32 protein-coding genes and 2 tRNA genes are annotated in these 21,855 nt (G+C 64.7%); 12 read left to right on the forward strand and 22 right to left on the reverse strand.

Annotated features, from left to right (window positions below):
- Positions 1–26: 26 nt before the first annotated feature.
- Positions 27–902, forward strand: a complete 876-nt coding sequence (locus tag HU230_RS17920; RefSeq protein WP_176530515.1) for a LysR family transcriptional regulator — start codon at positions 27–29, stop codon at positions 900–902.
- 194 nt (positions 903–1,096) lie between these two features.
- Here HU230_RS17920 and HU230_RS17925 read toward each other — a convergent pair.
- Positions 1,097–1,182, reverse strand: a tRNA-Tyr gene (locus tag HU230_RS17925).
- A 309-nt stretch (positions 1,183–1,491) separates the two neighbouring features.
- Between HU230_RS17925 and rlmB the strand changes: the two genes are divergently transcribed.
- Positions 1,492–2,319 (forward strand): 23S rRNA (guanosine(2251)-2'-O)-methyltransferase RlmB, encoded by an 828-nt coding sequence (gene rlmB, locus HU230_RS17930; protein WP_176530514.1) that lies wholly within the window; start codon positions 1,492–1,494, stop codon positions 2,317–2,319.
- A gap of 335 nt (positions 2,320–2,654) precedes the next feature.
- Here rlmB and HU230_RS17935 read toward each other — a convergent pair whose 3' ends face one another.
- The 4 genes from HU230_RS17935 to HU230_RS17950 form a co-directional block, all read right to left on the reverse strand.
- Positions 2,655–3,116, reverse strand: a complete 462-nt coding sequence (locus HU230_RS17935; protein ID WP_176530513.1) for a hypothetical protein — start codon at positions 3,114–3,116, stop codon at positions 2,655–2,657.
- Between the two features lie 80 nt (positions 3,117–3,196).
- Positions 3,197–3,670 carry a hypothetical protein gene (locus tag HU230_RS17940; RefSeq protein WP_176530512.1) on the reverse strand — a complete coding sequence of 158 codons (474 nt, stop codon included), beginning with the start codon at positions 3,668–3,670 and terminating at the stop codon, positions 3,197–3,199.
- A 175-nt stretch (positions 3,671–3,845) separates the two neighbouring features.
- Positions 3,846–4,559 carry a HoxN/HupN/NixA family nickel/cobalt transporter gene (locus HU230_RS17945; RefSeq protein ID WP_176530511.1) on the reverse strand — a complete coding sequence of 238 codons (714 nt, stop codon included), beginning with the start codon at positions 4,557–4,559 and terminating at the stop codon, positions 3,846–3,848.
- 54 nt (positions 4,560–4,613) lie between these two features.
- Complete coding sequence (locus tag HU230_RS17950) at positions 4,614–5,330, reverse strand: dienelactone hydrolase family protein (protein WP_176530510.1); 717 nt, start codon at positions 5,328–5,330, stop codon at positions 4,614–4,616.
- 148 nt (positions 5,331–5,478) lie between these two features.
- Between HU230_RS17950 and HU230_RS17955 the strand changes: the two genes are divergently transcribed.
- The 4 genes from HU230_RS17955 (at position 5,479) to HU230_RS17970 (ending at position 6,926) form a co-directional block, all read left to right on the forward strand.
- On the forward strand, positions 5,479–5,910 hold the full coding sequence (locus tag HU230_RS17955; RefSeq protein WP_176530509.1) for a hypothetical protein: 432 nt from the start codon (positions 5,479–5,481) through the stop codon (positions 5,908–5,910).
- Between the two features lie 163 nt (positions 5,911–6,073).
- Positions 6,074–6,148, forward strand: a tRNA-Thr gene (locus HU230_RS17960).
- Positions 6,149–6,326: 178 nt separating this feature from the next.
- On the forward strand, positions 6,327–6,641 hold the full coding sequence (locus HU230_RS17965) for a DUF5658 family protein (protein ID WP_224924475.1): 315 nt from the start codon (positions 6,327–6,329) through the stop codon (positions 6,639–6,641).
- 102 nt (positions 6,642–6,743) lie between these two features.
- Positions 6,744–6,926 carry a hypothetical protein gene (locus HU230_RS17970; protein WP_176530508.1) on the forward strand — a complete coding sequence of 61 codons (183 nt, stop codon included), beginning with the start codon at positions 6,744–6,746 and terminating at the stop codon, positions 6,924–6,926.
- Positions 6,927–6,932: 6 nt separating this feature from the next.
- Here HU230_RS17970 and HU230_RS17975 read toward each other — a convergent pair whose 3' ends face one another.
- Together HU230_RS17975 and HU230_RS17980 are read right to left on the reverse strand one after the other, a co-directional pair.
- On the reverse strand, positions 6,933–7,223 hold the full coding sequence (locus tag HU230_RS17975; RefSeq protein ID WP_176530507.1) for a hypothetical protein: 291 nt from the start codon (positions 7,221–7,223) through the stop codon (positions 6,933–6,935).
- A 101-nt stretch (positions 7,224–7,324) separates the two neighbouring features.
- Positions 7,325–7,525 (reverse strand): hypothetical protein, encoded by a 201-nt coding sequence (locus tag HU230_RS17980; RefSeq protein ID WP_176530506.1) that lies wholly within the window; start codon positions 7,523–7,525, stop codon positions 7,325–7,327.
- A 162-nt stretch (positions 7,526–7,687) separates the two neighbouring features.
- On the opposite strand from HU230_RS17980, the gene HU230_RS17985 reads away from it, so the two are divergent.
- The 4 genes from HU230_RS17985 to HU230_RS18000 all read left to right on the forward strand — a co-directional run bounded on the left by HU230_RS17985 (position 7,688) and on the right by HU230_RS18000 (position 9,217).
- Complete coding sequence (locus tag HU230_RS17985) at positions 7,688–7,876, forward strand: hypothetical protein (protein ID WP_176530505.1); 189 nt, start codon at positions 7,688–7,690, stop codon at positions 7,874–7,876.
- A gap of 86 nt (positions 7,877–7,962) precedes the next feature.
- Positions 7,963–8,142, forward strand: a complete 180-nt coding sequence (locus HU230_RS17990; RefSeq protein WP_176530504.1) for a hypothetical protein — start codon at positions 7,963–7,965, stop codon at positions 8,140–8,142.
- Between the two features lie 161 nt (positions 8,143–8,303).
- On the forward strand, positions 8,304–8,534 hold the full coding sequence (locus HU230_RS17995; protein ID WP_176530503.1) for a hypothetical protein: 231 nt from the start codon (positions 8,304–8,306) through the stop codon (positions 8,532–8,534).
- A 134-nt stretch (positions 8,535–8,668) separates the two neighbouring features.
- Positions 8,669–9,217: a hypothetical protein gene (locus tag HU230_RS18000; protein WP_176528435.1), complete on the forward strand. Its 549-nt coding sequence runs from the start codon at positions 8,669–8,671 to the stop codon at positions 9,215–9,217.
- Between the two features lie 36 nt (positions 9,218–9,253).
- Here HU230_RS18000 and HU230_RS18005 read toward each other — a convergent pair whose 3' ends face one another.
- The 3 genes from HU230_RS18005 to HU230_RS18015 all read right to left on the reverse strand — a co-directional run bounded on the left by HU230_RS18005 (position 9,254) and on the right by HU230_RS18015 (position 11,758).
- Entirely contained in the window at positions 9,254–10,411 is a 1,158-nt protein-coding gene (locus HU230_RS18005; RefSeq protein ID WP_176530502.1) for a DUF2652 domain-containing protein, read from the reverse strand.
- Positions 10,412–10,544: 133 nt separating this feature from the next.
- Entirely contained in the window at positions 10,545–11,393 is an 849-nt protein-coding gene (locus HU230_RS18010; protein ID WP_176530501.1) for an alpha/beta fold hydrolase, read from the reverse strand.
- Entirely contained in the window at positions 11,390–11,758 is a 369-nt protein-coding gene (locus tag HU230_RS18015) for a hypothetical protein (RefSeq protein ID WP_210284216.1), read from the reverse strand. Before HU230_RS18015 ends, HU230_RS18010 begins: the two co-directional genes overlap by 4 nt.
- 497 nt (positions 11,759–12,255) lie before the next feature.
- Between HU230_RS18015 and HU230_RS18020 the strand changes: the two genes are divergently transcribed.
- Positions 12,256–12,507, forward strand: a complete 252-nt coding sequence (locus HU230_RS18020) for a hypothetical protein (RefSeq protein ID WP_176530500.1) — start codon at positions 12,256–12,258, stop codon at positions 12,505–12,507.
- A 63-nt stretch (positions 12,508–12,570) separates the two neighbouring features.
- Here HU230_RS18020 and HU230_RS18025 read toward each other — a convergent pair whose 3' ends face one another.
- The 4 genes from HU230_RS18025 to HU230_RS18040 all read right to left on the reverse strand — a co-directional run bounded on the left by HU230_RS18025 (position 12,571) and on the right by HU230_RS18040 (position 15,066).
- Positions 12,571–12,810: a DUF6719 family protein gene (locus tag HU230_RS18025; RefSeq protein WP_050402822.1), complete on the reverse strand. Its 240-nt coding sequence runs from the start codon at positions 12,808–12,810 to the stop codon at positions 12,571–12,573.
- A 197-nt stretch (positions 12,811–13,007) separates the two neighbouring features.
- Positions 13,008–13,721, reverse strand: a complete 714-nt coding sequence (locus HU230_RS18030) for an outer membrane protein (protein ID WP_176530499.1) — start codon at positions 13,719–13,721, stop codon at positions 13,008–13,010.
- Between the two features lie 365 nt (positions 13,722–14,086).
- Entirely contained in the window at positions 14,087–14,527 is a 441-nt protein-coding gene (locus HU230_RS18035; RefSeq protein ID WP_224943348.1) for a hypothetical protein, read from the reverse strand.
- A gap of 218 nt (positions 14,528–14,745) precedes the next feature.
- The gene (locus tag HU230_RS18040) at positions 14,746–15,066 is read right to left on the reverse strand and encodes a His-rich protein BRANT (protein WP_176530498.1); all 321 of its coding nucleotides are present in this window, start codon (positions 15,064–15,066) and stop codon (positions 14,746–14,748) included.
- A 280-nt stretch (positions 15,067–15,346) separates the two neighbouring features.
- Here HU230_RS18040 and HU230_RS18045 point away from each other — a divergent pair, with 280 nt between their 5' ends.
- A complete protein-coding gene (locus HU230_RS18045; protein ID WP_176530497.1) occupies positions 15,347–15,904 on the forward strand; it encodes a tetratricopeptide repeat protein in 558 nt (185 codons plus the stop codon).
- Positions 15,905–16,033: 129 nt separating this feature from the next.
- On the opposite strand, the gene HU230_RS18050 is transcribed toward HU230_RS18045, so the two are convergent.
- The 8 genes from HU230_RS18050 to HU230_RS18085 all read right to left on the reverse strand — a co-directional run bounded on the left by HU230_RS18050 (position 16,034) and on the right by HU230_RS18085 (position 21,841).
- Positions 16,034–16,303 (reverse strand): hypothetical protein, encoded by a 270-nt coding sequence (locus HU230_RS18050; RefSeq protein WP_176530496.1) that lies wholly within the window; start codon positions 16,301–16,303, stop codon positions 16,034–16,036.
- A 141-nt stretch (positions 16,304–16,444) separates the two neighbouring features.
- Positions 16,445–17,194 (reverse strand): cation efflux transmembrane domain-containing protein, encoded by a 750-nt coding sequence (locus tag HU230_RS18055; protein ID WP_176530495.1) that lies wholly within the window; start codon positions 17,192–17,194, stop codon positions 16,445–16,447.
- 165 nt (positions 17,195–17,359) lie between these two features.
- Positions 17,360–17,656 (reverse strand): copper-binding protein, encoded by a 297-nt coding sequence (locus HU230_RS18060; protein ID WP_176530494.1) that lies wholly within the window; start codon positions 17,654–17,656, stop codon positions 17,360–17,362.
- Between the two features lie 29 nt (positions 17,657–17,685).
- Entirely contained in the window at positions 17,686–18,147 is a 462-nt protein-coding gene (locus HU230_RS18065) for a cupredoxin domain-containing protein (protein ID WP_224924479.1), read from the reverse strand.
- A gap of 56 nt (positions 18,148–18,203) precedes the next feature.
- The gene (locus HU230_RS18070; protein ID WP_176530492.1) at positions 18,204–19,559 is read right to left on the reverse strand and encodes a multicopper oxidase family protein; all 1,356 of its coding nucleotides are present in this window, start codon (positions 19,557–19,559) and stop codon (positions 18,204–18,206) included.
- 12 nt (positions 19,560–19,571) lie between these two features.
- Positions 19,572–20,990 (reverse strand): TolC family protein, encoded by a 1,419-nt coding sequence (locus HU230_RS18075; protein ID WP_176530491.1) that lies wholly within the window; start codon positions 20,988–20,990, stop codon positions 19,572–19,574.
- A 9-nt stretch (positions 20,991–20,999) separates the two neighbouring features.
- Positions 21,000–21,311 (reverse strand): hypothetical protein, encoded by a 312-nt coding sequence (locus HU230_RS18080; protein ID WP_176530490.1) that lies wholly within the window; start codon positions 21,309–21,311, stop codon positions 21,000–21,002.
- A gap of 77 nt (positions 21,312–21,388) precedes the next feature.
- Entirely contained in the window at positions 21,389–21,841 is a 453-nt protein-coding gene (locus tag HU230_RS18085; protein WP_420840873.1) for a hypothetical protein, read from the reverse strand.
- Positions 21,842–21,855 lie beyond the last annotated feature (14 nt).

Here is a 21,855-nt window from a genome sequence, read left to right on the forward strand (position 1 = left end):
ATTATAGCAGATTCGTATAGTCGCGCATGCGCCTCAGACAGCTCGAATGCTTCCGCGCCCTGATGCTCCACGGCACCATGACCCGGGCGGCCGAGTTGCTCGGCATGTCGCAGCCCGGCATCAGCACGATGATCGCGGGCCTCGAGCACGAGACCGGCCTCAATCTCTTCCTGCGCCGCGGCGGCCGCCTTCAGCCGACCCCGGAAGCCAAGCTGTTCTATGTCGAGGCGGCGCGCGCCCTCGAAGCCGCCGAGAACGCGGCGCGCGTTGCGGCCGAGATCAGGTCCGGGCGGCGCGGTCACCTCGCGATCGCGGCCTATCCGAGCATTTCGATCAGCCTGCTGCCGCGGCTTCTGTCGCAGTTCGCCAGGAACAAGCCCGAGCTGCAGATCAAGATCATCACGCGCAATTCCGCGACCGTCCGCGAGCTGATCTCGACGCAGCAATTCGATCTCGCGATCGCCGAGCTGCCGCTGGATTATCCGACCTCGCACATGGAGGTGTTCTCGTATGAGTGCGCGTGCATGCTGCCGCATGCGCATCCGCTCGCGAAGCTCAAGCAGATCACCCCTGATGACCTCGATGGCGTCCCCTTCGTCACGCTGTTTCGCGGCGATCCGATCTACCAGCAGCTGGCATCCGCCTTCTCCGAATACGGCGCGCGCTGGAACGTGGTCGCGGAGACCGAATTCTTCTCGACCGCGTGCCAGCTCGTCGCCGAGGGCCGCGGCGTCGGCATCGTCGATCCGGTGGTGAGCAAGCCCTTCACCGAAGACCTCGCCATCCGCCCGTTCAAGCCGAAGATCCAGTACCAGATCGCCATCCTCTCCCCGACGCACGAAGCGCCGTCGCAGATGGCGCAGGATTTCGCGAAACTGCTGCGGCGTGGTTTGCGGGGGTGAATCGTGGTGGCGGCGCGAGACGCCTTCTCGGCATGCCCAGCGAAATGGGAGTAACGTGTCGAATTGAAGTTCGTGGAAGCGATGCCCTTGGCCAGTCCGTCTTCGCTTTCGCTGGCGCTCAAGCTACGCCGGACACGCTTTGCCCTGACGGGTCAGGCGTGGCTGCGCCACGCGTAGCCCGTCAGGGCGAAGCGTGGTGGGGGAGGCAGGACTCGAACCTGCGAAGCCATGAGGCGGCTGATTTACAGTCAGCTCCCTTTGCCACTCGGGACACTCCCCCGTCCAACAGCATCAGACCGGCCGCGCGAGTGGCGGCGGACCGGGTCATCGAGATGACGCTGATAACCGGCCGACCCGAAGCGGGTGCGCGGTCGGGCGCGTTTATGGGCGAAGGCGGTCCCCAAAGTCAACCAAGCGGGCCGCCTATTTGGCATACTTTTGCAGACTGTCGCGATCTCTGTTCCAAACAAGCAATAACGGCGGCTAGATTCTTGTTTTTGACGCGTTTTCTTCACGCGAACCGCCCTCCACTTCGCTCGAAAACGCTGCGTAAATTGCCAATAATCGAGAGCCGTGACACAAGCCTCACATGAGCGACCGCGACCGCAAACCCAATTTCCGAGGCAAGGGCGGTAAACCCTTCCAAAAAGGGCCGAAATTCGGCCGCCCGCCGGCTTGGCGGGAGCGCGAATCCGGTTCCGACGGACCGGTGATTCTGTATGGCTGGCACACGGTGGCCGCCGCGCTTGCCAACCCGGACCGCCAGATCCGCAAGCTTTACCTCACCGAGAACGCCGCGAAGCGCCTTGCCGACGAAAACATCGCGACCCGGGTCACCCCGGAGATCGTCCGGCCCGGCGACATCGACCGGCGCCTCACCCCCGATGCCGTGCATCAGGGCCTCTTGGCGGAGGCCGACCCCCTGCCCTCGCCCGGCATCGACACGCTGGCGCAGGAGGGCATCGTGCTGGTGCTCGACCAGATCACCGATCCGCACAATGTCGGTGCCATCTTGCGCTCGGCCGCGGCATTTGCGGTGAAGGCGATCGTCACCACCGCCCGCCACAGCCCGGAGGCCACCGGCGTGCTGGCGAAGTCCGCCTCCGGCGCGCTCGAGCTGGTCCCGATGGTCACCGTGCAGAATCTGGCGCGCGCGCTGAACGAACTGAACGACCACGGCTTTCAGACCGTCGGCCTCGACAGCGAGGGCACCGAGGATCTCGGCAAGGTTCAATTGCAGCAGCCGCTCGCGCTGGTGCTCGGCGCCGAAGGCAAGGGCTTGCGGCAATTGACGCGCGAGACCTGCCGCGTCGTCGCCCGCCTCGACATGCCCGGCGAGATCAAGAGCCTCAACGTGTCGAACGCCTGTGTGCTCGCGCTCTATATCGGCGCCAGCCGGCTCGGGCTGATGGGTTAGTTTGATAGTTGGATGGGGCCGAGATCTTGTTCACCTCTCCCGCTTGCGGACCAGGGGGCTTGCGAGGCGGCGCTCGCATGATTTCGGAATATTCGAAATATATCCCTGATTTGCCCGACGTGTCAAGTCGCCCTGTCGAACGCCGGCAACCGCCGGCTCCTTTGCATGGGGTTGTTTTCGATATTTTGGCAGCGCGCACCTGCGGCGGTCGCATGCGGGGGGTGCGGCGCCCTTTGCGGAAGCGACCTCACTTCAATTGTCAAACGAAGAACGCCCGCTCGCTTGACGCAAACGGGCGCTGATGTCTTCGACCGGGTCTCGAACCGATCGTCGGATCAGTAGTAGCGGCGCAGCACCGGATGGCCGTAGCGGTGTGGCGCGTAGCCGTAGCGATAGCCGTAGTGCGCACGGTAGGGCCGATAGTGATGGCGGTAGCCGTAGTGACGGTAGCCATAGTGGCGATAGCCGTAATACGGACGGCCGTAACCCTCGCGGTAGTACGGACGCGGCGCCCAATTGCCCGGGCCGGTGTAGCTCGGTCCCTGGTTGACGTAATAGTACTGCTGCGCTGCGTCGGGGTAGGCCGCATCCGGGTCAGGCAGGCGTTCGACCGCGCCGTAACCGCCATAGCCGTAGCCGTAGCCGTAGCCACCGCAGCCGCCGCAGCCGCCGCAGCCGCCGCAGCCGTAATTCACGACGGGCGCGGAATAGCCGCAAGGGTTGAAACCGCACGCCATTGCGGGCGCGGTCACCATGACGGCCACGGCCGCAATCAGTCCTTTGATCATTTGACGCATTACTCTCTCCTGATGGTCTCTCTGTTCGTCGCGTAGCTCTTGGTGGCTATGAAGGCGCCCCCGTTCGAGGGGCAGTTGATTTAGGGTCCTCGGGGACGCGGTGGCCGCGGGACCGGTCCCGGCAGCGGCTGCGGCCCGTTGAATTGCGGCGCGTAGATCACCGGCGGCGGATCGACCGGCACGCTGGACTGCGCCGGCAGCGGCGCGGACCGCGCCGACCATGATTCGTGATAGCTCTCGGCCGGCTGCGGCAGGCGGCGGTTGGCCGGCGGCTCGATCTCGAGGCGGCCGTAACCCGGCATGTGGCCGAGGCTTGGATAATAATGGCCGACATTCGGCTCGGGATCGATCGGGCGGCCGCCATAGACGGTCGGCACCATCGAGTCGTTGCGGGCCAGCCCCATGGCACTTTCGACCACGGCGTAGGAGGCGTCGACGCCATTGATGATGATGGGCACGCCAGGGCGATTGGGCACGACAATGTCGAAGCCGCCGCCGGCCAGCGCCGTCGAGGTCATCGCAGCCAATATCGTCAGCGCAAGACTTCCGCGCATGTTCTACCCAGCGTCCCGAATTGTTCCACCCGCAGCCTAATCCAACGGCTTGGCGGAAGGGTTAAGGACGCGGCCCAAACTGGCGGTAAGCCTAACGCGTAAGCATCGGCATCCGGTCAATGCGGCCGTGAGGGATCAGGAATCGTTAACGGCGGTCCGGCGCACGTTGGCTGCGTCAGGTAAACGCGTTCTCGATGATCGAGTGGATGCCGATCGCAATCGTGACCGCGCCGACCGCCATTTGCAGGCCGCGATTGGCCCAGGTCAGCCAGCGTGCGGAGGCCGCGAGCGGCACCGCAATCACACTCGACAGCACGCCCATCCCGATCATCGATCCGACGCCGAACAGCGCGACATAGCCAAGCCCGATCACCGGGTTTGGGGCCTGCGATACCGTCAGCACCAAGAGCGCCGCCGAGCCCGCCATGCCGTGCATCAGACCGACCAGCAGCGTGCGCCAGCGGAAGCCATGGGCGTGGCTGTGCGCCGCGCGGACATGTGGGCTGGTGGACGCACGCGCCACGGTTTCACCGGCATGGCTGTGGGCGTGGAAATGCGTCATGCCGTCGCCATGCGAATGGGTGTGGAAGTGCACGCGATCGCGCCACAGCCGCCACCAGACATGCGCACCGAGGCCGACCAGCATGACGCCGACCGCGGTCTCGATCGGCTGCGCGACCGTCTCGGGGATCGCGTGCCCGAGCAGGATCGCGGCGCCGGCGAAGACGAACAGCGTGAGCGTGTGACCGAGGCCCCAGGTCAGGCCGTGCTTGACGATATCACCGACATGGGTACGGCGCGCCGCGATGCTCGATACCGCCGCGATGTGATCCGGCTCCAGCGCATGCTGCATGCCAAGCAGAAAGCCAAGACTCAAGATTCCGAACATCAATCCCCCGCGCCGGCGCGTGACGGCAGATCAAACACCACATCGCCGATCTTGTCAGGCCGGCACCTCGTCAAACAGGCCTTGCATCGCCGCCCAGGAGCGGCGGTCAGCCCGCGCATCGTACAGCGCCGACTTCATGATCGAACCGTCGGCGGCCGGGTTGGCAAAACCGTGCAGCGTGTTGCCGTAGCTGATCACCTGCCAGTCGGCAACCTTGCCGGCGCGCATCTCGTTCTCGAATGCCGCGACCTGGTCGGAAGGCGCCAGCGGATCGTCGGCTCCGGTCAAGACCAGCACGCTCGCCCTCACCGCCCCCGCTGCCGCAGGCTGCGTGGTCGAGAGCACGCCATGGAAGCTGACGACGGCCTTGAGGTCAGCACCGTCGCGCGCAAGCTCGAGCACGACCGTGCCGCCGAAGCAGAAGCCGATCGCCGCGCAACGGGTAGCGTCGACCTCGGGCAATGCCGTGAGCGTCGCGAGCGCGGCGCGGGCCCGCCCGCGAAGCGTGGCGGGATTGGCGCGCAAATGACCGATCAGCGTCATTGCCTGCTGCAGATCGGCGGCCTGCCGCCGCTCGCCGAACATGTCGGCGGCGAACGCCACATAGCCACGCTCGGCAAGCCTGCGTGCCCGCTCCATCGCGAAATCGCCGAGCCCGAGCCCTTCGTGGAATACCAGCACCCCGGGACGCTTTACGCCGCGGTCCTTGAACGCAAGATAGCCGCGCAAATTGGCGTCGCCGGCGGCGTAGTCGATGTCACCAGTGTGCATGCAATTCTCGTCAAGACAGCATCATCCGGAACGCATCATGCGCGAGAGTTACGGAACTTCACACTGGTTTGAACGCAGGGCAAGGCCGGATCGGAACAGGCACGGCGCGGCGAGATTAGCTCGTCACCACGACGAGAGGAGACCTTGCATGACACAGCTCAAGATTCGCTGCGCCACCGTTGGCGCAGCAGCCCTGCTCGCTGCGACCCTGGCCGGCTCCGCGATGGCGCAGCAGACCATCGGTACCGCCGCGCGCTGCTCGAATGACGATCCCGATGCCCGATGCCAGACGATGACGCCCGGCACCACGCGCACCGCCTATCGCCACCACACCTATCGGCGGGACCGCGACTGGCAGGGCAGCTACAACCGCTATGACCCCGGCCCCGCCGGCGTCGCGGCCGGTGTGGTTGGCGGCGCGGTCGGCACCGCAGCCGCGATCGCGACCGCCCCGTTCGGCGGCCCCGACTATGCCCGCACCCCGATCGGCGGCGAGGAATATGCCCGGCAGAATGGCTTTGTCTGCACCCCCGGCACGTGGTTCCGCGGCAGTGACGGCCTGCGACATCCCTGCCAGTAGCTCGGGCGAACCGCTGACGCGCAAAAGGCGGCCTTCGGGCCGCCTCTTTGCCGCCTGGCCGGTGGAGGCGAACGGCCGATCCGGACCTCCCGGGTTCTGGCCTTCAGGTTCTGGCCCTGCCCCGCCAAGTCTGCTATGCGAGCGCGCAAATCATACCCATGTAGCCGGCTTAGCTCAGCGGTAGAGCAGCAGTTTTGTAAACTGAAGGTCGGGGGTTCAATCCCCTCAGCCGGCACCATCTTTTCACGAAATCAACGGGACGGGTCGGTTGGCCGTGCCCCGGTACGGGATGCCCAACCTGGTTGGTTTGGAGAGCGTGGCGTTGGACAACCGGGTCGTGGGGGCTTGCACTAGCCGAAAACATCCCGCAAAATTGCGCAACAGGGAGCCACAAGCGGATTTCGGGCAGGCACCGGATGACGGAAAAGCAGTTGCGGGCGAGGACGTCGTTCCTGAAGGCAATGCTGCTGGTCTGCGCCTTGCTGATGGGCTACTCGGATCTGATCACCACCAACGAGATCTTGCAGCGGGGAATGGGCGAACTGAACCCGTTCATGTGGCTCACCCAGGAGTGGCTGGGTGAATGGTGGCTTATTGCCAAACTGGGCCTAACCTACCTCGTGATATGGTTGCTGTGGCACGGCAACAGCGAACGCCAAGTGGCTTATGTGGTCGCCTTCATTGCACTGCCCGTCTACAATAATCTGTTTATCCTGGCGGGCGCCAATTGAGCTGACCTTGCGGTGATGCTGGCGAGCCGTCGTTAGCGCTGCCTGGCACAGTTGCCGAGGCTCGCTGTTTCACAATGGACACTGCCAGGCGCGGTTCTGACTATGGACTGGTCCTACTATCTCGTCGGCGTTGCTGTGGTCCTGCTCCTCCTCGCCTATCGCCTGCATGGCGGGCTGTTCAGGAAGGACACGCTGCGGGACGAGAGACTGAATCGATTGATCGATGAACGCATCGATCGCATGGACCTGAAGCGCGACAAAAAGCACGAGCCGTCCGAGCTATGAAGACTGTCAGCCACGCCTCGTCGCGCGCAGCTTCAATCGGTCGAGATCGACCGTCGACCGCAGCAGCCCCGCCAGCTCGTGGGAGAATACGGCAGCTCCGAGCATGGCGAAGCGGGCTTTGATGCCGGCGAACTGACCGAAGCACGATTCTTCGACGCAGATGCCGACGCGGTCCGCTGCTGCAAATCTCTTGATGATCCCGTGAACGTCGACCGTCCCGCCGGCGATGTCGCCTTCAAACCGAAGTGCCTGGGCATCGAGTCCTCCATCCGGATCTACACGGCTTGCGCCGCGCATTGTCCTTGATCCAACCCGAGCATGTATTCGCGGCTCAATCAAAGAGCCTCACTTGGATTACCCACAACGTTTAACGGAAGCCGTAGTCTTCCGGGCTCCGCTCACACCGCCGACAGGACTTGCGCGCAAGGCAACGGTGACTCATCGAAGGAGCCCTGCTCGGCAGGCACGCAAGCAATGATGTCCGTCATCTCAGTGCGCTTTGCGAAACGCAACTCGTAAGCCTGCCGCTGGACGCCAACGGCGGACAGCTGACCTATCAAGCTTGCGCCGGTCTCAAGCTCTCGGATATCGGCGATCATCCGGCGTAGCTGGTCATGTCGACAGCGGTCGGGAACCAGCCGGACACCCTGCTCCCTGGCAGGAATCGTGGGATCATCCCCGTAGCATCACCCATCCCTTGCCTTGTTTCTGTCCTTGCAGCCCAAAACGCGGTATGCAGAATGTGGGATGGGACTCAGCCAATGACCTATTTGATCCTTGCCCGGGATGGCACCAGCCAAATCGTGCTGAAGCGCGACAGCGAAGACGCTGCCGAGAAGAAGGCGCGCGAGCTGAAGGAGATGGGTTGGTTCGAGGTCGAGGTCCGCGAGGACAAGGCCGGCCACCCGGTCGCGGCTACGGCGACCGATCGGTCCAACACCCTTCAATAACGCCTGCCCTTCATGACGTCTTCCCTTCAATGACGTCTTGATGAACCTTTGCCGGACGGTCCTTACACATGTGTGAGGAGCCTACGATGTCCGACACAGCCCATTATCGCTTCCAGTCCGATCAGGCGCGACGGCTGGCCCGCCAGGTCACCGACGCCACGGTGCGTGAAAAGCTGCTCGAAATGGCCGAGGAGTATGGCCGCTACGCCGACCTGATCGAGGCCCGCAGCACCGAACCGGTAGCTGTCGAGGCGATGGCTCACTAGACTGAACGCGCCCGCTCCAGCCGGCACACCGGGCCGGTGGACTCGCGACTTGAGCTTTCAGGTCTCCTCCTGCCGCACTTTCTCAAGCTCGAGGCCAAACCGCGAGAAAACGCCTGAGGATTTGTTCGGAACATTATGCCGCCTCACGCGATTTTCCCCGCATGAGAGTACGCGAGACCAACCGAAATTTGATGCTTCTGGGCAGCTTCACGCTGCTGAGCGTGGCCGCTGCCGGCATCGTCGCCCTGCTCGATCCGGCGCCCGCTCCGGCCAGCGCGGCGCCCCGGCCGGCCGCGAATCAGGCGCCGGTCCCAAGCCAAGCACTGGCCCAGACGCCGGTCCGGATCGTCGGTACCCCGTTCGTCCCGAACACCAATCCCCGCCAGCGCTGACCGTCCCTCGCGCCCACGCACGTCACAATTTTGTCACCGTGCCTGCAAAACCGGCGTCTTCGTCAACCATCATGATGGCGAGTGCTTGCTTCCGCGGGGTTGCTCTGATGCAATCCGCGCGCTCAAGGTGCGCCATGAAGTGGATGAAGGAACGCGATCTCCTGATCGCGCAGACAATGGCTTTCGTACAGTCGGTGAAGGGCAAGCTGCCCGACGCCGAACTGCCGACGCCTGCCCCGCGGACGGTGACGCCGCCCGCCGCCCAGCCGACCGCCGCGCCACCCGCCGCACCAGTTGCACCCGCTGCCGCGTTGCAGACCGCCGCTGAACAGGCCTTGGTCGAGGCCATCGCCACGCTCAGCGTCAAGCCTGAGGCTGAGGTGCAAGCTGCACTCATGCCGCCACCGCTTCCGCTGCCGACCGTGATCGAAGGCCTGCCCTCCGCTCCACAGCCTTTAGCTGTGACCGTCGTCGAAGTCCCGCCGCCGCCGGCGCAGCCGCCGCAATTTGCCAAGCTCGACATCAGCGGCGACTTCGGATCCGAGGTGCGGGACCGTGTTGCCAATTTCCGCGCGCAGCAGCAGCGTTTCCTGAGGGAGCGCGAGGAATACTGCACCACGACCATGGCCAAGGTCCGCGCTGCGATCCGCGACAACAGCGAGCTGCCGCGCTCCGGCAAGTAACCGGCCCCCTTTAATCTCCGAATCGTTCGCTGACCTTCAGCCGCGCGCGCCCGGTTTCACCGGCTCGCTCAGGAAGCGTCCGCTCGATCGCGCCAGCGTCGGCTCCTCCACAGCGTCAACGGCAGGCTGCTTGCCTTCCACCATTGATCGGAGGCCGGCCACCGCCTGGGTCATCCGTTCGGCGAATTTGGCCGCGGCGCCATCGAGGAACGCCCTGTCCTTCGGCTTCGGCTTGGCGATCCGCAGCTCGAAACGGGACGTTCCGTTTGCGCCGTCGAGAACGGCCCGGGTCATGATGATGCGCGGGGCTCCGGGCACCGGCAGCGTGATCCCGACCGTGAAGTAATCGACCGGACGCCAGTCGAGCGTTTCCTCGACGTTGGTATGGTTGCCGTGCGCGCAATGGTTTTTGGTGCCGATACCGCGTCGCCCCTTGCCTGACTCCTCGACGATGTCGTCGGCGTCCCACCATTTCTGCCATTGCCCGGGCACGGTGATGAACTCCCACACCGTCTGCCGCGGCGCGGCGATGTCGAACTCCAGTATCGCGTAGGCGTCTTCGCGCGTCACCTCCAGCCGCGTTTGCGCGTCGTCCTGCTGCCACGCCGCCTCGAGATCGCGCGCCCACAGCGTCACATCGCCGATGATGTCGATGGTTTCCTGATGCGGGATCAGACCTTGTGCCACCGGGTCGACGCCCATGGCGCGGATCGCTGCGTCGCTGTAGAGCGCGTAGGCACGCCCGCCAACCTTCTCGCCAACCGTGTTCTTGAGCAGCCGGTGGACCAGAATGACGTCGCGCCCGGCGAGCTCTTCCCTGCCGCCCATCTTCTGCTTCACCATCTCGCCGTGATGGACGACGAATTTGAAATCGAGATCGCCCATCGCGACGCAGGCCTTGCACTCGCAGGTCGAGGCCTGGCGGACGTCGCGCAGGCGCCGGCGGAATTTGAAATAGGCGCCCTCGATCGCGTCCTGCAGCAGCGAGCCGTCGATTGTCCCGGTCGAGTAGACGAAGGCGGCGTCGCCCTCGAACTTGGCGAGGCGAAATGGCGGGCGCAGCCCTTTCACCACCACGTCCATGAAATCGGCGATGATGTCCTGCGCGTGGTCGAGCTCGACCGCCGCGAGGAAGTTGGTATAGCCGGAAATATCGGCAATCGCGAAATATGCCGCTTCAGCCTTCGGAAGCATGGAGACCTCCCGCGTAACCTCTTCGTGCGATGACGCAGTCTGTCACACCGCGCCATACGAGGTCGAGAGTGGCGACTCTTGTTCTGACGCGTTTTCTGAGCGCGAACCGGTATCCACTTCGCTTGAAAACGCTCTAGCCGCCGCCGATCTTCTCCAGCACCGGCAGCAGATGCTTCAAGAACTCGCCCGGGTTCTCGCTCATCGGGAAATGCCCGAGGCCCTTCATAATGGTGGCCTCACTGCCGGCAATGCTGTTCGCCACCGCCAGCGTCTCCTCCGGCGTGCAGGAATAGTCGTACTCGCCCGACAGCAGGAACAGCGGGCAGCGTTTGGTGTCGATCTCGGCGACGCGGGCGCGGATATCGCCGTCGATCTTGTAGAAATAGAGGTCGCCCTTGAACACGCCGGGCCCGCCCTGCATGTAGTGCCACAGCGTCTCCCACCGGTCTTTGTCGGGCGCGTCCGGCCCGACCAGACCCGAGACGATGGCGGCCGCGACCTCGCCGCCATGCACGTCCGGCCGATGCAGGAAATTCAGGTCGTAATAGGGATCGACATGCGCGCCAGCCTGCAGACCTATGATCGCGCGGAAGCGTTCGGGATGCTCGAGCGCGAGATGCAGCGCGATCCGGCCGCCGATCGAGCAGCCGATCACGATCGGCCGGTCGAGATCGAGCGCCTCCATCACGGCCAGGATCATCGCCATGTATTGCGCCGAGGTGAGCTGGTATTCCTCGTCGTGCCAGCCTTGGGGCGGCGACGACTTGCCGTGCCAGGGCATGTCGAACGCGATGACACGATGGTTGCGCGTGACGCTGACATCGTTCATCAGGCCGCGATATTGCCGCCCGTCGGCGCCCGCGGTGTGCAGGCAGAGCAGCGGCGTGCCCTCGCCCGCCTCCTCGACATAGACGCGGTGCGCCCGGCCTGACAGCTCGAGATGCGTGTAGCGGCCGATGATCGGTTCGAATTTGGCGCTCATGCGGCCGCTCCCTCGCGGCGCAGCTTGCCGAGCGCCTCCTTGAAGTAACGCAGGTTCGCCATGAAGATCTGCAGCTCGCCCTCGGCCCTCAGCACGCGGCGCTTGAGCAGCGCCATCAGGTCGTTGGAGCCCGGCGGCGGCCGCTTTTCGCAGAACCTGTCCCATTCCTCGTCCGAGGTGCGCAGTGCAAACGACGACGACGGCATCACGAACGGGCCCTTCGTCACCGCGACGACGCGGCCCTCATGGATGGCGATCAGCCAGGCGGCCTTGCCGATCTCGAGCAGGAATGTCGTGGTGAGGTAACGGCCGCGCCGCACCAGGCCGGCGTCGCAATTGACCCGTTCCTTCAGCATCTCGATCATGACAGCTCCACCCCGATCGCGGCCCGTCCGCGCAGGCCGCGGCGGGCACTTGTTCTGCCGGCAATGATGGAAGGAATGGCCGGCCCGTCAATCGGTGCCGGGGTCGCGCGGCCACGGCGTTTTCGCGTGGTCCGCTACATACAGGTTTTGGCTGGAGCCAAGTTTCCCTAGAGCCGCGACCAGACCAGTGCCACGTTGGCGGCACAGGCTGCGAGCAGCACAACCGCAAGCGCGAGCTGCACGCGTTCGTAGGGGGGCTGGTGGATCGCTCTCATGGCTCGGAGCATCCGGCGATTCTACCCGAGGAGTCCCGGGGATTCTTTTTTCCGGGGTTTACCGCTCATTAAGGACTCAGGCTCCTCCCGCAAAAAGTCCGAAATGACTCATATTTTCAGATGCTTGCCTGAATCCGGCTCACGGTTCCGTGATCGGAACGGCGATCTCGTGTGAAACCCGGGACGGGCCTTGGCGTTGTCGGTTGTTTGGGGAAACGACGAATGCCGTACGCGCTATTCTATCAAGACGCCAAGCTGAGCAAGGCCTACCCGACCGAGGCCGATGTCTGGAAGCTTGCCCGGCAATCGGGCCTGGTGGTGGATACCGTCTCCGAGGAGGAGAAGTCCTCGCCGCGCCCGGTGCTGGACAATGACTACGAAATCCGGCCGTGCCAGCCCGAGCCGAACGAGGACCCGGCCAAGAACAAGGCCGATGCCGAACGCGAAGCGCGTCTGGAGCCGCGGTTGAACTGAGGTACAGTGGGTCGTCCGGTGCGCATAGGCGGACCGGATGCCGATGCGGCCGTCGTGCTGCCGTTACGGCGTCGCCGTCGCCAGCGACGCCTGTTCGGCGGCGAGCGAGACGCAGATTTTCCGCCGATGCAGACCGCGGATCGACCCGGTCACCTTGAGCACCTTGCCGGCCGTGCAGGAGGCGTCCTGCACGAACACGACCTCGTAAGGCGCGAGTGCCAAGGGTTCGGATTTGAGGATGGTCTGGGCAAAGCACGGCACAGAGACCGCAGAGATGATCAGCCCTAACGCAAAGCTACGCATGTTTGTTTGTCCACCAGCCCGGCGATCCCACAATAGCGCATCACGATGAAAGTTCCGTGCAATGCAGGAATTATTTTTTTGCATTGCACGATCAGGCCTGAACATCGGGTGAATGTGGGAGCGCGGGCACGCGGCAGGCCAACAAAAAAGGCCGCCCCGAAGGCCGGCCTTTCGATGTCGATGATACGACGACGCGATCAGTAGCGGGAGCCCACCGGACCGCCCCAGCCGAAGCGGTAGTTGACCCCGAGCTTGACGGTATGTTCGTCGTTCCGGAAGCTCGCACCGACAATGTCGGCCGGACCGCTGGTGAAAGTGGTCTTGCCGAAATTGTAGTACTGGTACTCGGCCTTCGCCGACCAGTTCGGGGCGAACATGTATTCGAGGCCCGCGCCGACCGTGTAACCGTCCTTGTGACCGCCATCGGTGGTGAAGGCCGCCGGCACGCCGCCGACCGACGCCGTGATGTTGTTGTCGCGCCAGGCGTAGCCGCCCTTGGCGTAGAGTAGCGCCGGACCCCAAGTGTAGCCGAGGCGGCCGGTCACCGAACCGAGTTGGTCGGTATTGCCGGTCACGACCGTTCCGGCAGGGAACGTCAGGCCATTGTTCGAGGAACTCGGCAGCCAGGAGTACTGCGCCTCGATACCCATCACCCAGTTCGGCGCGAACTGATAGTCGAAGCCGCCCTGCACGCCACCCATGAACCGCGCGTCGCTGCCCATCAGATTGGTGCCGTCGGTGAACGCGCCGCCGACATGGCCGCCGATATAGAAGCCGGTCCAGTTGTAGACGAGCGCCGGGGCGGTATAGGGCGGCGGTGCCTTGGTATAGGTGCGGGCTGGCATGTCAGCCGCAAATGCCGGGCCCGCAAGGGCGGCCAGCGCGACTGTGCCGAGCAAAAACTTCTTCATCTCTGATCCCCGTTACGAACGCTGCGCTGTTAAGCCAAACAACGTGACGCCAATTAGGTTGCTTTGGGGCAATGCCTGACCTGTGATGTTTCCGAGCTGTAACAGGGTCGCAACAACGCCCGTTTGTTCCTTGGCAGAGAAGGTTTTTTCACCGGTTAAGCAGCCGTATTTCGGCTGTATGTAAGTCGCAAACGGCTAAGGTGAAGTTCAGCGCTCGCCGAAAAGTGATCGGAGTTCGCTAACGAACTGCTCAGGCTTGCTGCTGCGACAAGCCGCCGCGTCCCAAAGCGCGTCAGATCGCGCCTTGTCTCCTTGTCTGGGCATGATCTTGTCGGAAAACCGTTTCGCACTTTTCCGGATCATGCCTAGCGCGCCATCTTTTCCAGATCCGGAAATGCCGCGTAGGACGCGCCGGCGCAGGGCTCGGCGGCGTTGTCGAGGATGCGGTCGAGCCGGCCGTCGACGAACAGGACGCCGCGCTCCCGCGCCGGGCGGTAATTGCCGTCGGTATCCTTTGCGCTGTAGCGCAGGCAGACCACGTAGCGCAGCCGGCCGCCGACCGTGCGCTGCACCGGCTCGGCAATGCCGGCTTCGCGGACCCCGACCGGATTGTTCAGGTAGGTCCGCATGAAGGCCAGGATCTGGTCGCGGTACCTGTCCGGAAACGGCTGGTTGGCGACGCCGCGATCGTCGGTGAAGGTGGTCGAGCTGCCGCCGTCGTCGCTGGTGAGGCAGCCGGCAAGTGGCATCGAGAGCAGCAGGATCGCCGCCAGTTTTGATGAGGTCCGCAAACGACGCTGTTTCATGAGTCCCCGGACGCGTCTCATAAACCGCCAGCCGGGGAATTCGCAACTCGGTTGTTCCCGCCGAGCTGGCGCCCAGCCTCGCAACGGAAGCCCCGACGCACTCCGGCCCGCCGCCATTGGGGAAGCAATGGACGGACGGGCCGGTTCTGCATCCCAAGGGCGCAGCGGGGCAATGTGGATCGAACGACGCCCTTCGGATCAGGCTCAGCCGCGCTTGATCAGCCGCGCTTGGCCGGCGCGACGTGCTTGGTGGCGACCTTCGCATGGACGTGCTTGGTCGCATGCTTCGGCGCCTTCACCTTCAGCATGCCCATGTGCTTGTGGTGGCGGTGATGGCGATAGTGCTTGTGGTGCATCTTGGCGTTGGCGTTGCGCACCTTCGACGGCAGCTGCTCGCTCTTGATGACGGGGGCGGCCTTGGTCGCCGGGGCGGTCGTGGTCACCGGCGCGGGCGCAGCAGTCTTGCCGGCCTCAGCGGCGAGCGCGGGCGCTGCGATCACGGACATGGCGAGCAGCGCGGCGGAAATCGTCTTCAGCATGGTGGTCTCCTCTGCGGGATCGAGAGGTCTCCGGCCGGATGGTCGGCCTCACCGATCAATGCACGTGACCTTATGGGCCGCGCACTGAACCCGTTCTGAAGGGCGCTGACGGTATTCATTCATGTGAATGACATCTTGGTCATGTTGGCCGCCCCCTGCCGGCGGGGATCACGCAATCGTGGACCCGGGCGGGAATGTTCTGCACCCTCGGGTGTTCAAGTCAGCAGGCTTGGGTGTAGGATTACCGAGCACGATCAGGAACGATCAGGAGCAACCAGGAATGAGCAAGTCGCCGAAGTTTCTTTGGAAGTTTTTGGGCCTCGCAGTGCTCTCGATGACCCTCGCCGCCGGGCCGGTCATCTCGGCCTACGCCGCAGGCGGCGACAATCCCTCCCCGCCGGCTTCCGACAGCAGCAGCAAGGGCAAGAAGGCGAAGAAGGACAAGAGCTCCGCGATCGACGATCAGAAGTTCCTGGCCGGCTATCACGCCGCCTATGCCACGATCTACGACAAGCACGACTATAGCGCCGCGATCGAGCAGCTGAAGGCGCTCGGCCAAGATGACCGTGCCGACGTCGCCAACCTGATCGGCTATTCCTATCGGAAACTCGGCGACTACAAGGTCTCGCAGATCTGGTACGAGCGCGCGCTCAAGGCCGACCCGGCCCATGTGCGCACCTGGCAGTATTACGGCCTCTGGCAGGTCGAACAGGGCAACCGCGATCAGGCGCAATACCACCTGAACCGCATCGCCCAGCTCGCCGGCACCAGCAGCGACGAATATCGCTCGCTCGCCGCCGCGCTGGAGAAGCCCCCGGGCACCGGCCTGGTTTACTGAGCAAGCGAACCGTTCAAACATCAAGCCGGTGTAGTCACAATGACCGCGCCGGCTTTTTGCTGATCGATATCGCTGCGATAGGATGGGTAACGCATCCTGGAGGTGATTGCCTTGCTTGGGCTCCGCAGCCTACGGGTAGTGCTCGAGGCGCCGGTCGGGCTTTTGCGGACGGCTCGCGCCGACCGTGCTGCCGTCAGCTGGCTTCGCCGGGTGCGCGGCCGTCGCGATCGGCGGGCCGCTGTCGCCGGTCTTCTTGCTGGTGTTCAGCGCCTGGCCGGTGGTGGTGACGTTGGCGGCCTGCCCGGCTCCCGCTGAGCCGGCCGACGGACCGGAGCTCTGCGCCAACACGGTTCCCGACAGCACCAATGCCGCCATCAGTATTGCCACGTTGACTGTCATGGAGGGGGCCTTCTGCGCACAAATGATGCACAGCAACGCGCCGCTGCCACGGACGTTCCCCCGGCGCCATCATTTAAGGTAAATGCAAGGCGAATTCCCGCGCACGCCTCCAGCAGCAGCACACGGTCAGGTGCGGCTCAATCAGCCATGCGCCGCCGTCGGGCTGCGCAGCGCCGCCTCGCGATACTCGGCCCACGCCTGCCGCAGGATTTGCACCGACGAGGTGAGGAATATCATCGCCATCACCGCGGCGACCGCGAGGTCGGGCCAGGCGGTGGCGGTTCCCCAGACGCCGAGCGCGGCCACCATCACGATGAGGTTTCCGATCGCGTCGTTGCGCGAGCAGAGCCAGACCGAGCGGACATTGGCGTCACCGTCCTTGTAGGGCAGCAGAAGCAGAACGGACGACAGATTCGCCGCAAGCGCCAACGTCCCTATCGCGCCCATCACCTCGGCCTTCGGCACACCGAGAACGAGGGTCTGGTAGACCGTCGAGCCGACGACCCAGAGCGCCATCAGGCTCAGCGAAGCGCCCTTCAGCAGCGCCGCCGACGCACGCATCCGCAGGCCGGCGCCGATCACCGCAAGGCTCAGCCCATAGGTGACGGTATCGGCAAGGAAGTCGAGCGCATCCGCCTTGAGCGCCTGCGATCCGGCAAGCTGACCCGCGATCATCTCGGTCAGGAACATCGCGCCATTGATGGCAATGACGGTCCAGAGCACGCGCTTGTAGCGCGGATCGAGGCCGTCAAACACCGGAACGCCGCCCGAGCAGCCGCACGCATCAGCCGTGAGGTTGCGATCCAACGCCGGCGCGCCAGCCTTCTTCGGCAACGTCGGCGGCGGTGGCGCACAGCATTCGGGCGTCTTCTGCTCGCAGCAATCGCTCATGGCTTGTCCTTCCAGACCGCAGGATAAGTCCACCCGTGCAACGCATTCAAGCCGATCCACGTGGAGCAGCTCTGCTTTGACGATCATGCCCCGCGCTTGCTGGGGCTGCCGGCGGTGTTTCAACCGACAGCCCATCGTGCGCGGGGCGACGATACGGGCGTCGCCTCACTTCGCCTTCTGGATCGCGGTGACGGTGTAGCCGCCATCGCCCTCCTGGGCTTCGAACTTGACCTTGTCGCCGACCTTGACCTGTTTGAGCAGCGCGGGATCCTTGACCCGGTAGACCATCGTCATCGGCTCGTCCATGCCGAGGCTCCTGGCCGGGCCGTGCTTGAGCGTGATCTTGCCTGCGCCCTCGTCGATCTTCTTGACCTCGCCGTTGATGGCTGCGGCCTGCGCGAAAGCGCCGCCCAATGTCAGCGCCAGCGCAGCTGCGGCTGCAATCCGGATCATCCTGTTCATCGTTGTCGTCCTTTCTCTCGTTGCTGGTTTCATTGCACGATGACGCGACCGGTCATCCCGTAATCGCGGTGATCGGGGATCAGGCAGGAATATTCGAATGTTCCGGCCTTGGTGAACTTCCAGACGATCTCCGCGGTCTTCTTGGGCGCGAGGCGGACGCCGTTCGGATCGTCATGCTCCATATGCGGATGCTTCTTCATGACTTCGGCATGCTTCAAATTCTCCTCGGTGGTCGCGAGCAGGAATTCGTGATCCTCGGTGCCGGCATTCTTGATCACGAAACGGATCTGCTCGCCGCGCTTGACCTCGATGCGGAATGGCGTGAACTCCATCTCCTTCATCTCGACCTCGACCGTGCGCGACGGCTTGCTCGGATCGCCGGGCTCGCCGGCCGAGTAGGATTGGTGACCGTGTTTTTCGTGACCGCGCGACGGCGCCGCGGTGATCGACAGCGCAACGAGGGCAATGCCGATCGTGGTGCGGTGATTCATTGGATTCTCCATTCTGAGTTTGTTGCTTGCTTTTCGTTGGACGGCACGTCGATCCGCTACATCTTCATTCCCTTCATCGATGGCTTGGCTTTTCGCTCGGGAGCCGCCGGCGGCTGCCGCGCGGGTTCGGCGGCGGGCGCGTCGACCTGATAGGCAACGGTGCCCGGCGGATAATTGTAGGGACCGGGATCGGCGTAATCGTCGCGGCCGAGCCCCTCGCGGATCTTCATCACGGTGAACATGCCGCCCATCTCGATCGGCCCGAACGGTCCCGTTCCGGTCATCATCGGCAGCGTGTTGTCGGGCGCCGGCATCTCCATGTTGCCCATCGCCATGCCGGTCGATCCCATCACCATGGCGTCGGGCGCGAGCTTGCCGACCGCCTTGGCCAGATCCTTGCGCGACACGCCGATGAAGTTGCGCACGTCGTGGCCCATCGCGTTCATGGTGTGGTGCGACTTGTGGCAGTGAAACGCCCAGTCGCCCGGATTGTCGGCGAGCATGTCGAACGCCCTGACGGCGCCGACCGGCACGTCGGTCGTGGTCTCCGGATATTGCGCGCTCTGCGGCACCCAGCCGCCGTCGGTGCAGGTCACCGCGAAATTGTGCCCGTGCACATGGATCGGATGATTGGTCATGGTCAGATTGCCGATCCGCACGCGGATCCTGTCGCCGAGCCGGATCGGCATCGGATCGATGCCGGGATAGACGCGGCTGTTCCAGGTCCACATGTTGAAATCGCTCATCTCGTTGACCTTCGGCAGATAGGTGCCGGGATCGATCAGGTAGCTGCTCATGATGAAGACGAAGTCGCGGTCGACCGGACGAAATGCCGGATCGCGCGGGTGCACGATGAACATGCCCATCATGCCCATCGCCATCTGCACCATCTCGTCGGAATGCGGGTGGTACATGAAGGTCCCGCTGTGCTTCAGCTCGAACTCGTAGACGAAGGTCTTGCCCGGCTTGATGTGCGGCTGGTTGAGGCCGCCGACGCCGTCCATGCCTGATGGCACGATCATGCCGTGCCAGTGCACCGTGGTGTGCTCCGGCAGCTTGTTGGTGACGAAGATGCGGACCTTGTCGCCTTCAACCGCCTCGATCGTCGGGCCCGGCGCCTGGCCGTTATAGCCCCACAAGTTCGCCTTCATGCCGTCGGCGAATTCGCGCACCACCGGCTCGGCGACGAGATGGAATTCCTTCCAGTCGCCGTTCATCCGCCACGGCAGCGACCAACCGTTGAGCGTGACGACGGGCCGGTAGTCGGGCCCGCTTGTCGGATGCAGCGGCGGCTGCATCACCGCTCTGTCCATGGTCGGCGCCTCCGGAATCGCGGCAGCCTGGACGCGGCCGCTGACCGCGCTTGCCGTGACCAGCGCCGCGCTCCCCAAAAATCCTCGACGTGAAAACATCTACGTCTCCTCTCAATGATCGCCAGCCGCAGGCGCGGTCGAGGCGATGGCGGATGGTGTCGATGGCGCGGCCGCCGGGCCGCCGCCGCTGATGGCGGTCTGCAGGTCGGATTGCGCCAGCCAGAAGTCGCGTTTGGCATCGATCGCTGCGCGCAGCGAGCCGAGCCGCTGCCGCGCTTCGGTCAGCAGTGCGAACACGTCGACCTGCATGCTGGAGAAGCGCAGCTGCATCTCCTCGGTGATGATCTGCCGCAGCGGCAGCACCTCGCGCTGGTAGTGGCTCGCGATGTCGTAAGTCGAGCGGTAGACGCGATAGGCGTCGCGCGCCTCGGAGCGGACATTGATGGCCTTCTCGGTCAGTCGGTTCATGGCCTGCCGGTAAGTCTCGGCCGCCTGACGCACCCGCACCTCGCCGCCGTCGAAGATCGGGATCTGGAACTGGACGTCGAAGCCGCGCTCCCTGAATGGCGGGCCCTCGGGATCGCGCGTCCGCCTGTCGATGCCGGCGACGTCGAGCAGCGTGACGAAGCGCGTCGCTTCGGTGAGATCGAGCGCCTTGGCGAGCGCGACAATCTCCATCCGTGCGATCTGCAGATCGACGCGATGACCGACCGCGGCGACCTCGATCGACGTCTGTTCCAGTGGCCGCTTCGGCAGCAATGGCAACTTGCTCGAAATCCGGAAGCCGAGATCGCCGTCCCACAATCCCAAGAGACGCGCCAGCCGCTCGCGCGAGCTCGCCGCATTCTGCCGCGCGCTGGCGAGGTCGGCCGTGATCTCGGCGTAGAACACCTGCTCGCGGGCCTGGTCGAGCTTGTTCATGCCGCCGGTCTCGCCGAGTTTCTTGGCGAGCTGCGCGGTCGATTCGGCAGTCGCCTTCGCGTCGGTCAGCAGCGCGACCGTCTCGTTCGCCGCCACCGCCGCGACATGGCCGCGCCGCACCTCGGCAGCGAGCCGCAAGGTGGCGAGCGCGGCCTTGAGCTGCGCCTGGCGGAAGCGCTCGCGCGCGATCTCGGAGCGCGCCGGCAGCGCCGCGAGCGCCAGGATGTCGCCGACCACCTGCCGTTCGACTTCGCTGGCGCCGTTGCCGGTGATCCGGGAAACCGAGAAGGTCGGGTTCGGCGGCAGGCTGTCGGCAACGAGTTCCGTCTCCGCCAGCGCCAGCTCGTTATAGGCGGCCTGCAATCCCTTGTTGTTCAATAGCGCGAGCTGGACGGCGGCATCCGCGGTCAGGTTGCGCGCCAGCAGCCGCTTCACCGCGGCGTCGACGGTTGTGGCTTCGTCTTTGGTGCGAACGAAGGCGATGTCCTTGCCGATCGCCTGCGCGGTGACCTCGGAGACGACGCCCATGCCGCCGTCGGGCGAGAACGACGCGCATCCCGCGAGCGCGGATGTCAGCAGCAGGATCGGCACGATGGCTAGATGTCGCATGGCGCCCTCCTACCGATTCGAATTGGTCGGCGGCGTCACGCCGTCGTTGCGCTCGCGCCAGGGCAGCGGCGTCGCCGGACGCAGGCTGCTGTAGGGCGCGATCGTCGAGCGGTAGCCGACGCTGGCGCTGCCCGCCGACGGGTTTGCCGGATCGCCTGCGGCGGCAAGCGGCCGGCCGTTGGCCATGCAGCCGGCAAGCGACGCGGCCGCGAGGATGGCGGAGGCGATCCGCAACACGAATGTGGATGGCGCGCGCCGGCCAAGCCGGTTGCCAAGCCGTGTGGCCACGGCGGCGAGCCTCGCCCCGAAATGCGAATACATGGGTCTGTCCCGATCGTCAGATGAATGACAGGCATGCGCACGCGAGCGCGCGGCGCAGCCACGATGTCAGCTGAGGATCAGGCGATGGGGGGACGATAGAGCCGCGCGGGCGCCTCGCTGTGCAGGCTCTGAAGAGCCTCGGCGAGACGGGTCGCGATCGGGTGCAAGGGAGCAGTGACGGACGGAAGATCGGCCGGCAGCGCCGACACGCACATCATCGCGCAGCACGGCCCCGGCGCGTTCTTGCCGTCGTGGCTGTGCTTGGCAGGAGGTTCAGCGCCATCGGCGGCGTGATGCATATGCATGCCGCCATGATCGTGGGCGGCATGATCGTGCGCGGCGCCATCGGCGTGCGCCATCGAGGCATCATGCACCTGCACCGCGGCGGCCGGCTGGACCTCATCGGTCAGGCACGGAAACGGCGCTCCGAACGCGAGCGCGACGGACGGCGCGAGGACGCAGAACAGATAGGCCAGGATGATGGAACATCCCGCCCGCACCCGCCCTGACCTCGTCAACCGCACCAACACCTGCGTGATCGCCC

The organism is Bradyrhizobium quebecense (assembly GCF_013373795.3).
Classification (GTDB): Bacteria; Pseudomonadota; Alphaproteobacteria; order Rhizobiales; family Xanthobacteraceae; genus Bradyrhizobium; species Bradyrhizobium quebecense.

Coding starts and splice junctions, on each gene's coding strand:
- HU230_RS17920 (WP_176530515.1), top strand. CDS start 27: ATGCGCCTCAGACAGCTCGAATGCTTCCGCGCCCTGATGCTCCACGGC.
- rlmB (WP_176530514.1), top strand. CDS start 1,492: ATGAGCGACCGCGACCGCAAACCCAATTTCCGAGGCAAGGGCGGTAAA.
- HU230_RS17935 (WP_176530513.1), bottom strand. CDS start 3,116: ATGCGTCAAATGATCAAAGGACTGATTGCGGCCGTGGCCGTCATGGTG.
- HU230_RS17940 (WP_176530512.1), bottom strand. CDS start 3,670: ATGCGCGGAAGTCTTGCGCTGACGATATTGGCTGCGATGACCTCGACG.
- HU230_RS17945 (WP_176530511.1), bottom strand. CDS start 4,559: ATGTTCGGAATCTTGAGTCTTGGCTTTCTGCTTGGCATGCAGCATGCG.
- HU230_RS17950 (WP_176530510.1), bottom strand. CDS start 5,330: ATGCACACTGGTGACATCGACTACGCCGCCGGCGACGCCAATTTGCGC.
- HU230_RS17955 (WP_176530509.1), top strand. CDS start 5,479: ATGACACAGCTCAAGATTCGCTGCGCCACCGTTGGCGCAGCAGCCCTG.
- HU230_RS17965 (WP_224924475.1), top strand. CDS start 6,327: ATGACGGAAAAGCAGTTGCGGGCGAGGACGTCGTTCCTGAAGGCAATG.
- HU230_RS17970 (WP_176530508.1), top strand. CDS start 6,744: ATGGACTGGTCCTACTATCTCGTCGGCGTTGCTGTGGTCCTGCTCCTC.
- HU230_RS17975 (WP_176530507.1), bottom strand. CDS start 7,223: ATGCGCGGCGCAAGCCGTGTAGATCCGGATGGAGGACTCGATGCCCAG.
- HU230_RS17980 (WP_176530506.1), bottom strand. CDS start 7,525: ATGATCGCCGATATCCGAGAGCTTGAGACCGGCGCAAGCTTGATAGGT.
- HU230_RS17985 (WP_176530505.1), top strand. CDS start 7,688: ATGACCTATTTGATCCTTGCCCGGGATGGCACCAGCCAAATCGTGCTG.
- HU230_RS17990 (WP_176530504.1), top strand. CDS start 7,963: ATGTCCGACACAGCCCATTATCGCTTCCAGTCCGATCAGGCGCGACGG.
- HU230_RS17995 (WP_176530503.1), top strand. CDS start 8,304: ATGAGAGTACGCGAGACCAACCGAAATTTGATGCTTCTGGGCAGCTTC.
- HU230_RS18000 (WP_176528435.1), top strand. CDS start 8,669: ATGAAGTGGATGAAGGAACGCGATCTCCTGATCGCGCAGACAATGGCT.
- HU230_RS18005 (WP_176530502.1), bottom strand. CDS start 10,411: ATGCTTCCGAAGGCTGAAGCGGCATATTTCGCGATTGCCGATATTTCC.
- HU230_RS18010 (WP_176530501.1), bottom strand. CDS start 11,393: ATGAGCGCCAAATTCGAACCGATCATCGGCCGCTACACGCATCTCGAG.
- HU230_RS18015 (WP_210284216.1), bottom strand. CDS start 11,758: ATGATCGAGATGCTGAAGGAACGGGTCAATTGCGACGCCGGCCTGGTG.
- HU230_RS18020 (WP_176530500.1), top strand. CDS start 12,256: ATGCCGTACGCGCTATTCTATCAAGACGCCAAGCTGAGCAAGGCCTAC.
- HU230_RS18025 (WP_050402822.1), bottom strand. CDS start 12,810: ATGCGTAGCTTTGCGTTAGGGCTGATCATCTCTGCGGTCTCTGTGCCG.
- HU230_RS18030 (WP_176530499.1), bottom strand. CDS start 13,721: ATGAAGAAGTTTTTGCTCGGCACAGTCGCGCTGGCCGCCCTTGCGGGC.
- HU230_RS18035 (WP_224943348.1), bottom strand. CDS start 14,527: ATGAAACAGCGTCGTTTGCGGACCTCATCAAAACTGGCGGCGATCCTG.
- HU230_RS18040 (WP_176530498.1), bottom strand. CDS start 15,066: ATGCTGAAGACGATTTCCGCCGCGCTGCTCGCCATGTCCGTGATCGCA.
- HU230_RS18045 (WP_176530497.1), top strand. CDS start 15,347: ATGAGCAAGTCGCCGAAGTTTCTTTGGAAGTTTTTGGGCCTCGCAGTG.
- HU230_RS18050 (WP_176530496.1), bottom strand. CDS start 16,303: ATGACAGTCAACGTGGCAATACTGATGGCGGCATTGGTGCTGTCGGGA.
- HU230_RS18055 (WP_176530495.1), bottom strand. CDS start 17,194: ATGAGCGATTGCTGCGAGCAGAAGACGCCCGAATGCTGTGCGCCACCG.
- HU230_RS18060 (WP_176530494.1), bottom strand. CDS start 17,656: ATGAACAGGATGATCCGGATTGCAGCCGCAGCTGCGCTGGCGCTGACA.
- HU230_RS18065 (WP_224924479.1), bottom strand. CDS start 18,147: ATGAATCACCGCACCACGATCGGCATTGCCCTCGTTGCGCTGTCGATC.
- HU230_RS18070 (WP_176530492.1), bottom strand. CDS start 19,559: ATGTTTTCACGTCGAGGATTTTTGGGGAGCGCGGCGCTGGTCACGGCA.
- HU230_RS18075 (WP_176530491.1), bottom strand. CDS start 20,990: ATGCGACATCTAGCCATCGTGCCGATCCTGCTGCTGACATCCGCGCTC.
- HU230_RS18080 (WP_176530490.1), bottom strand. CDS start 21,311: ATGTATTCGCATTTCGGGGCGAGGCTCGCCGCCGTGGCCACACGGCTT.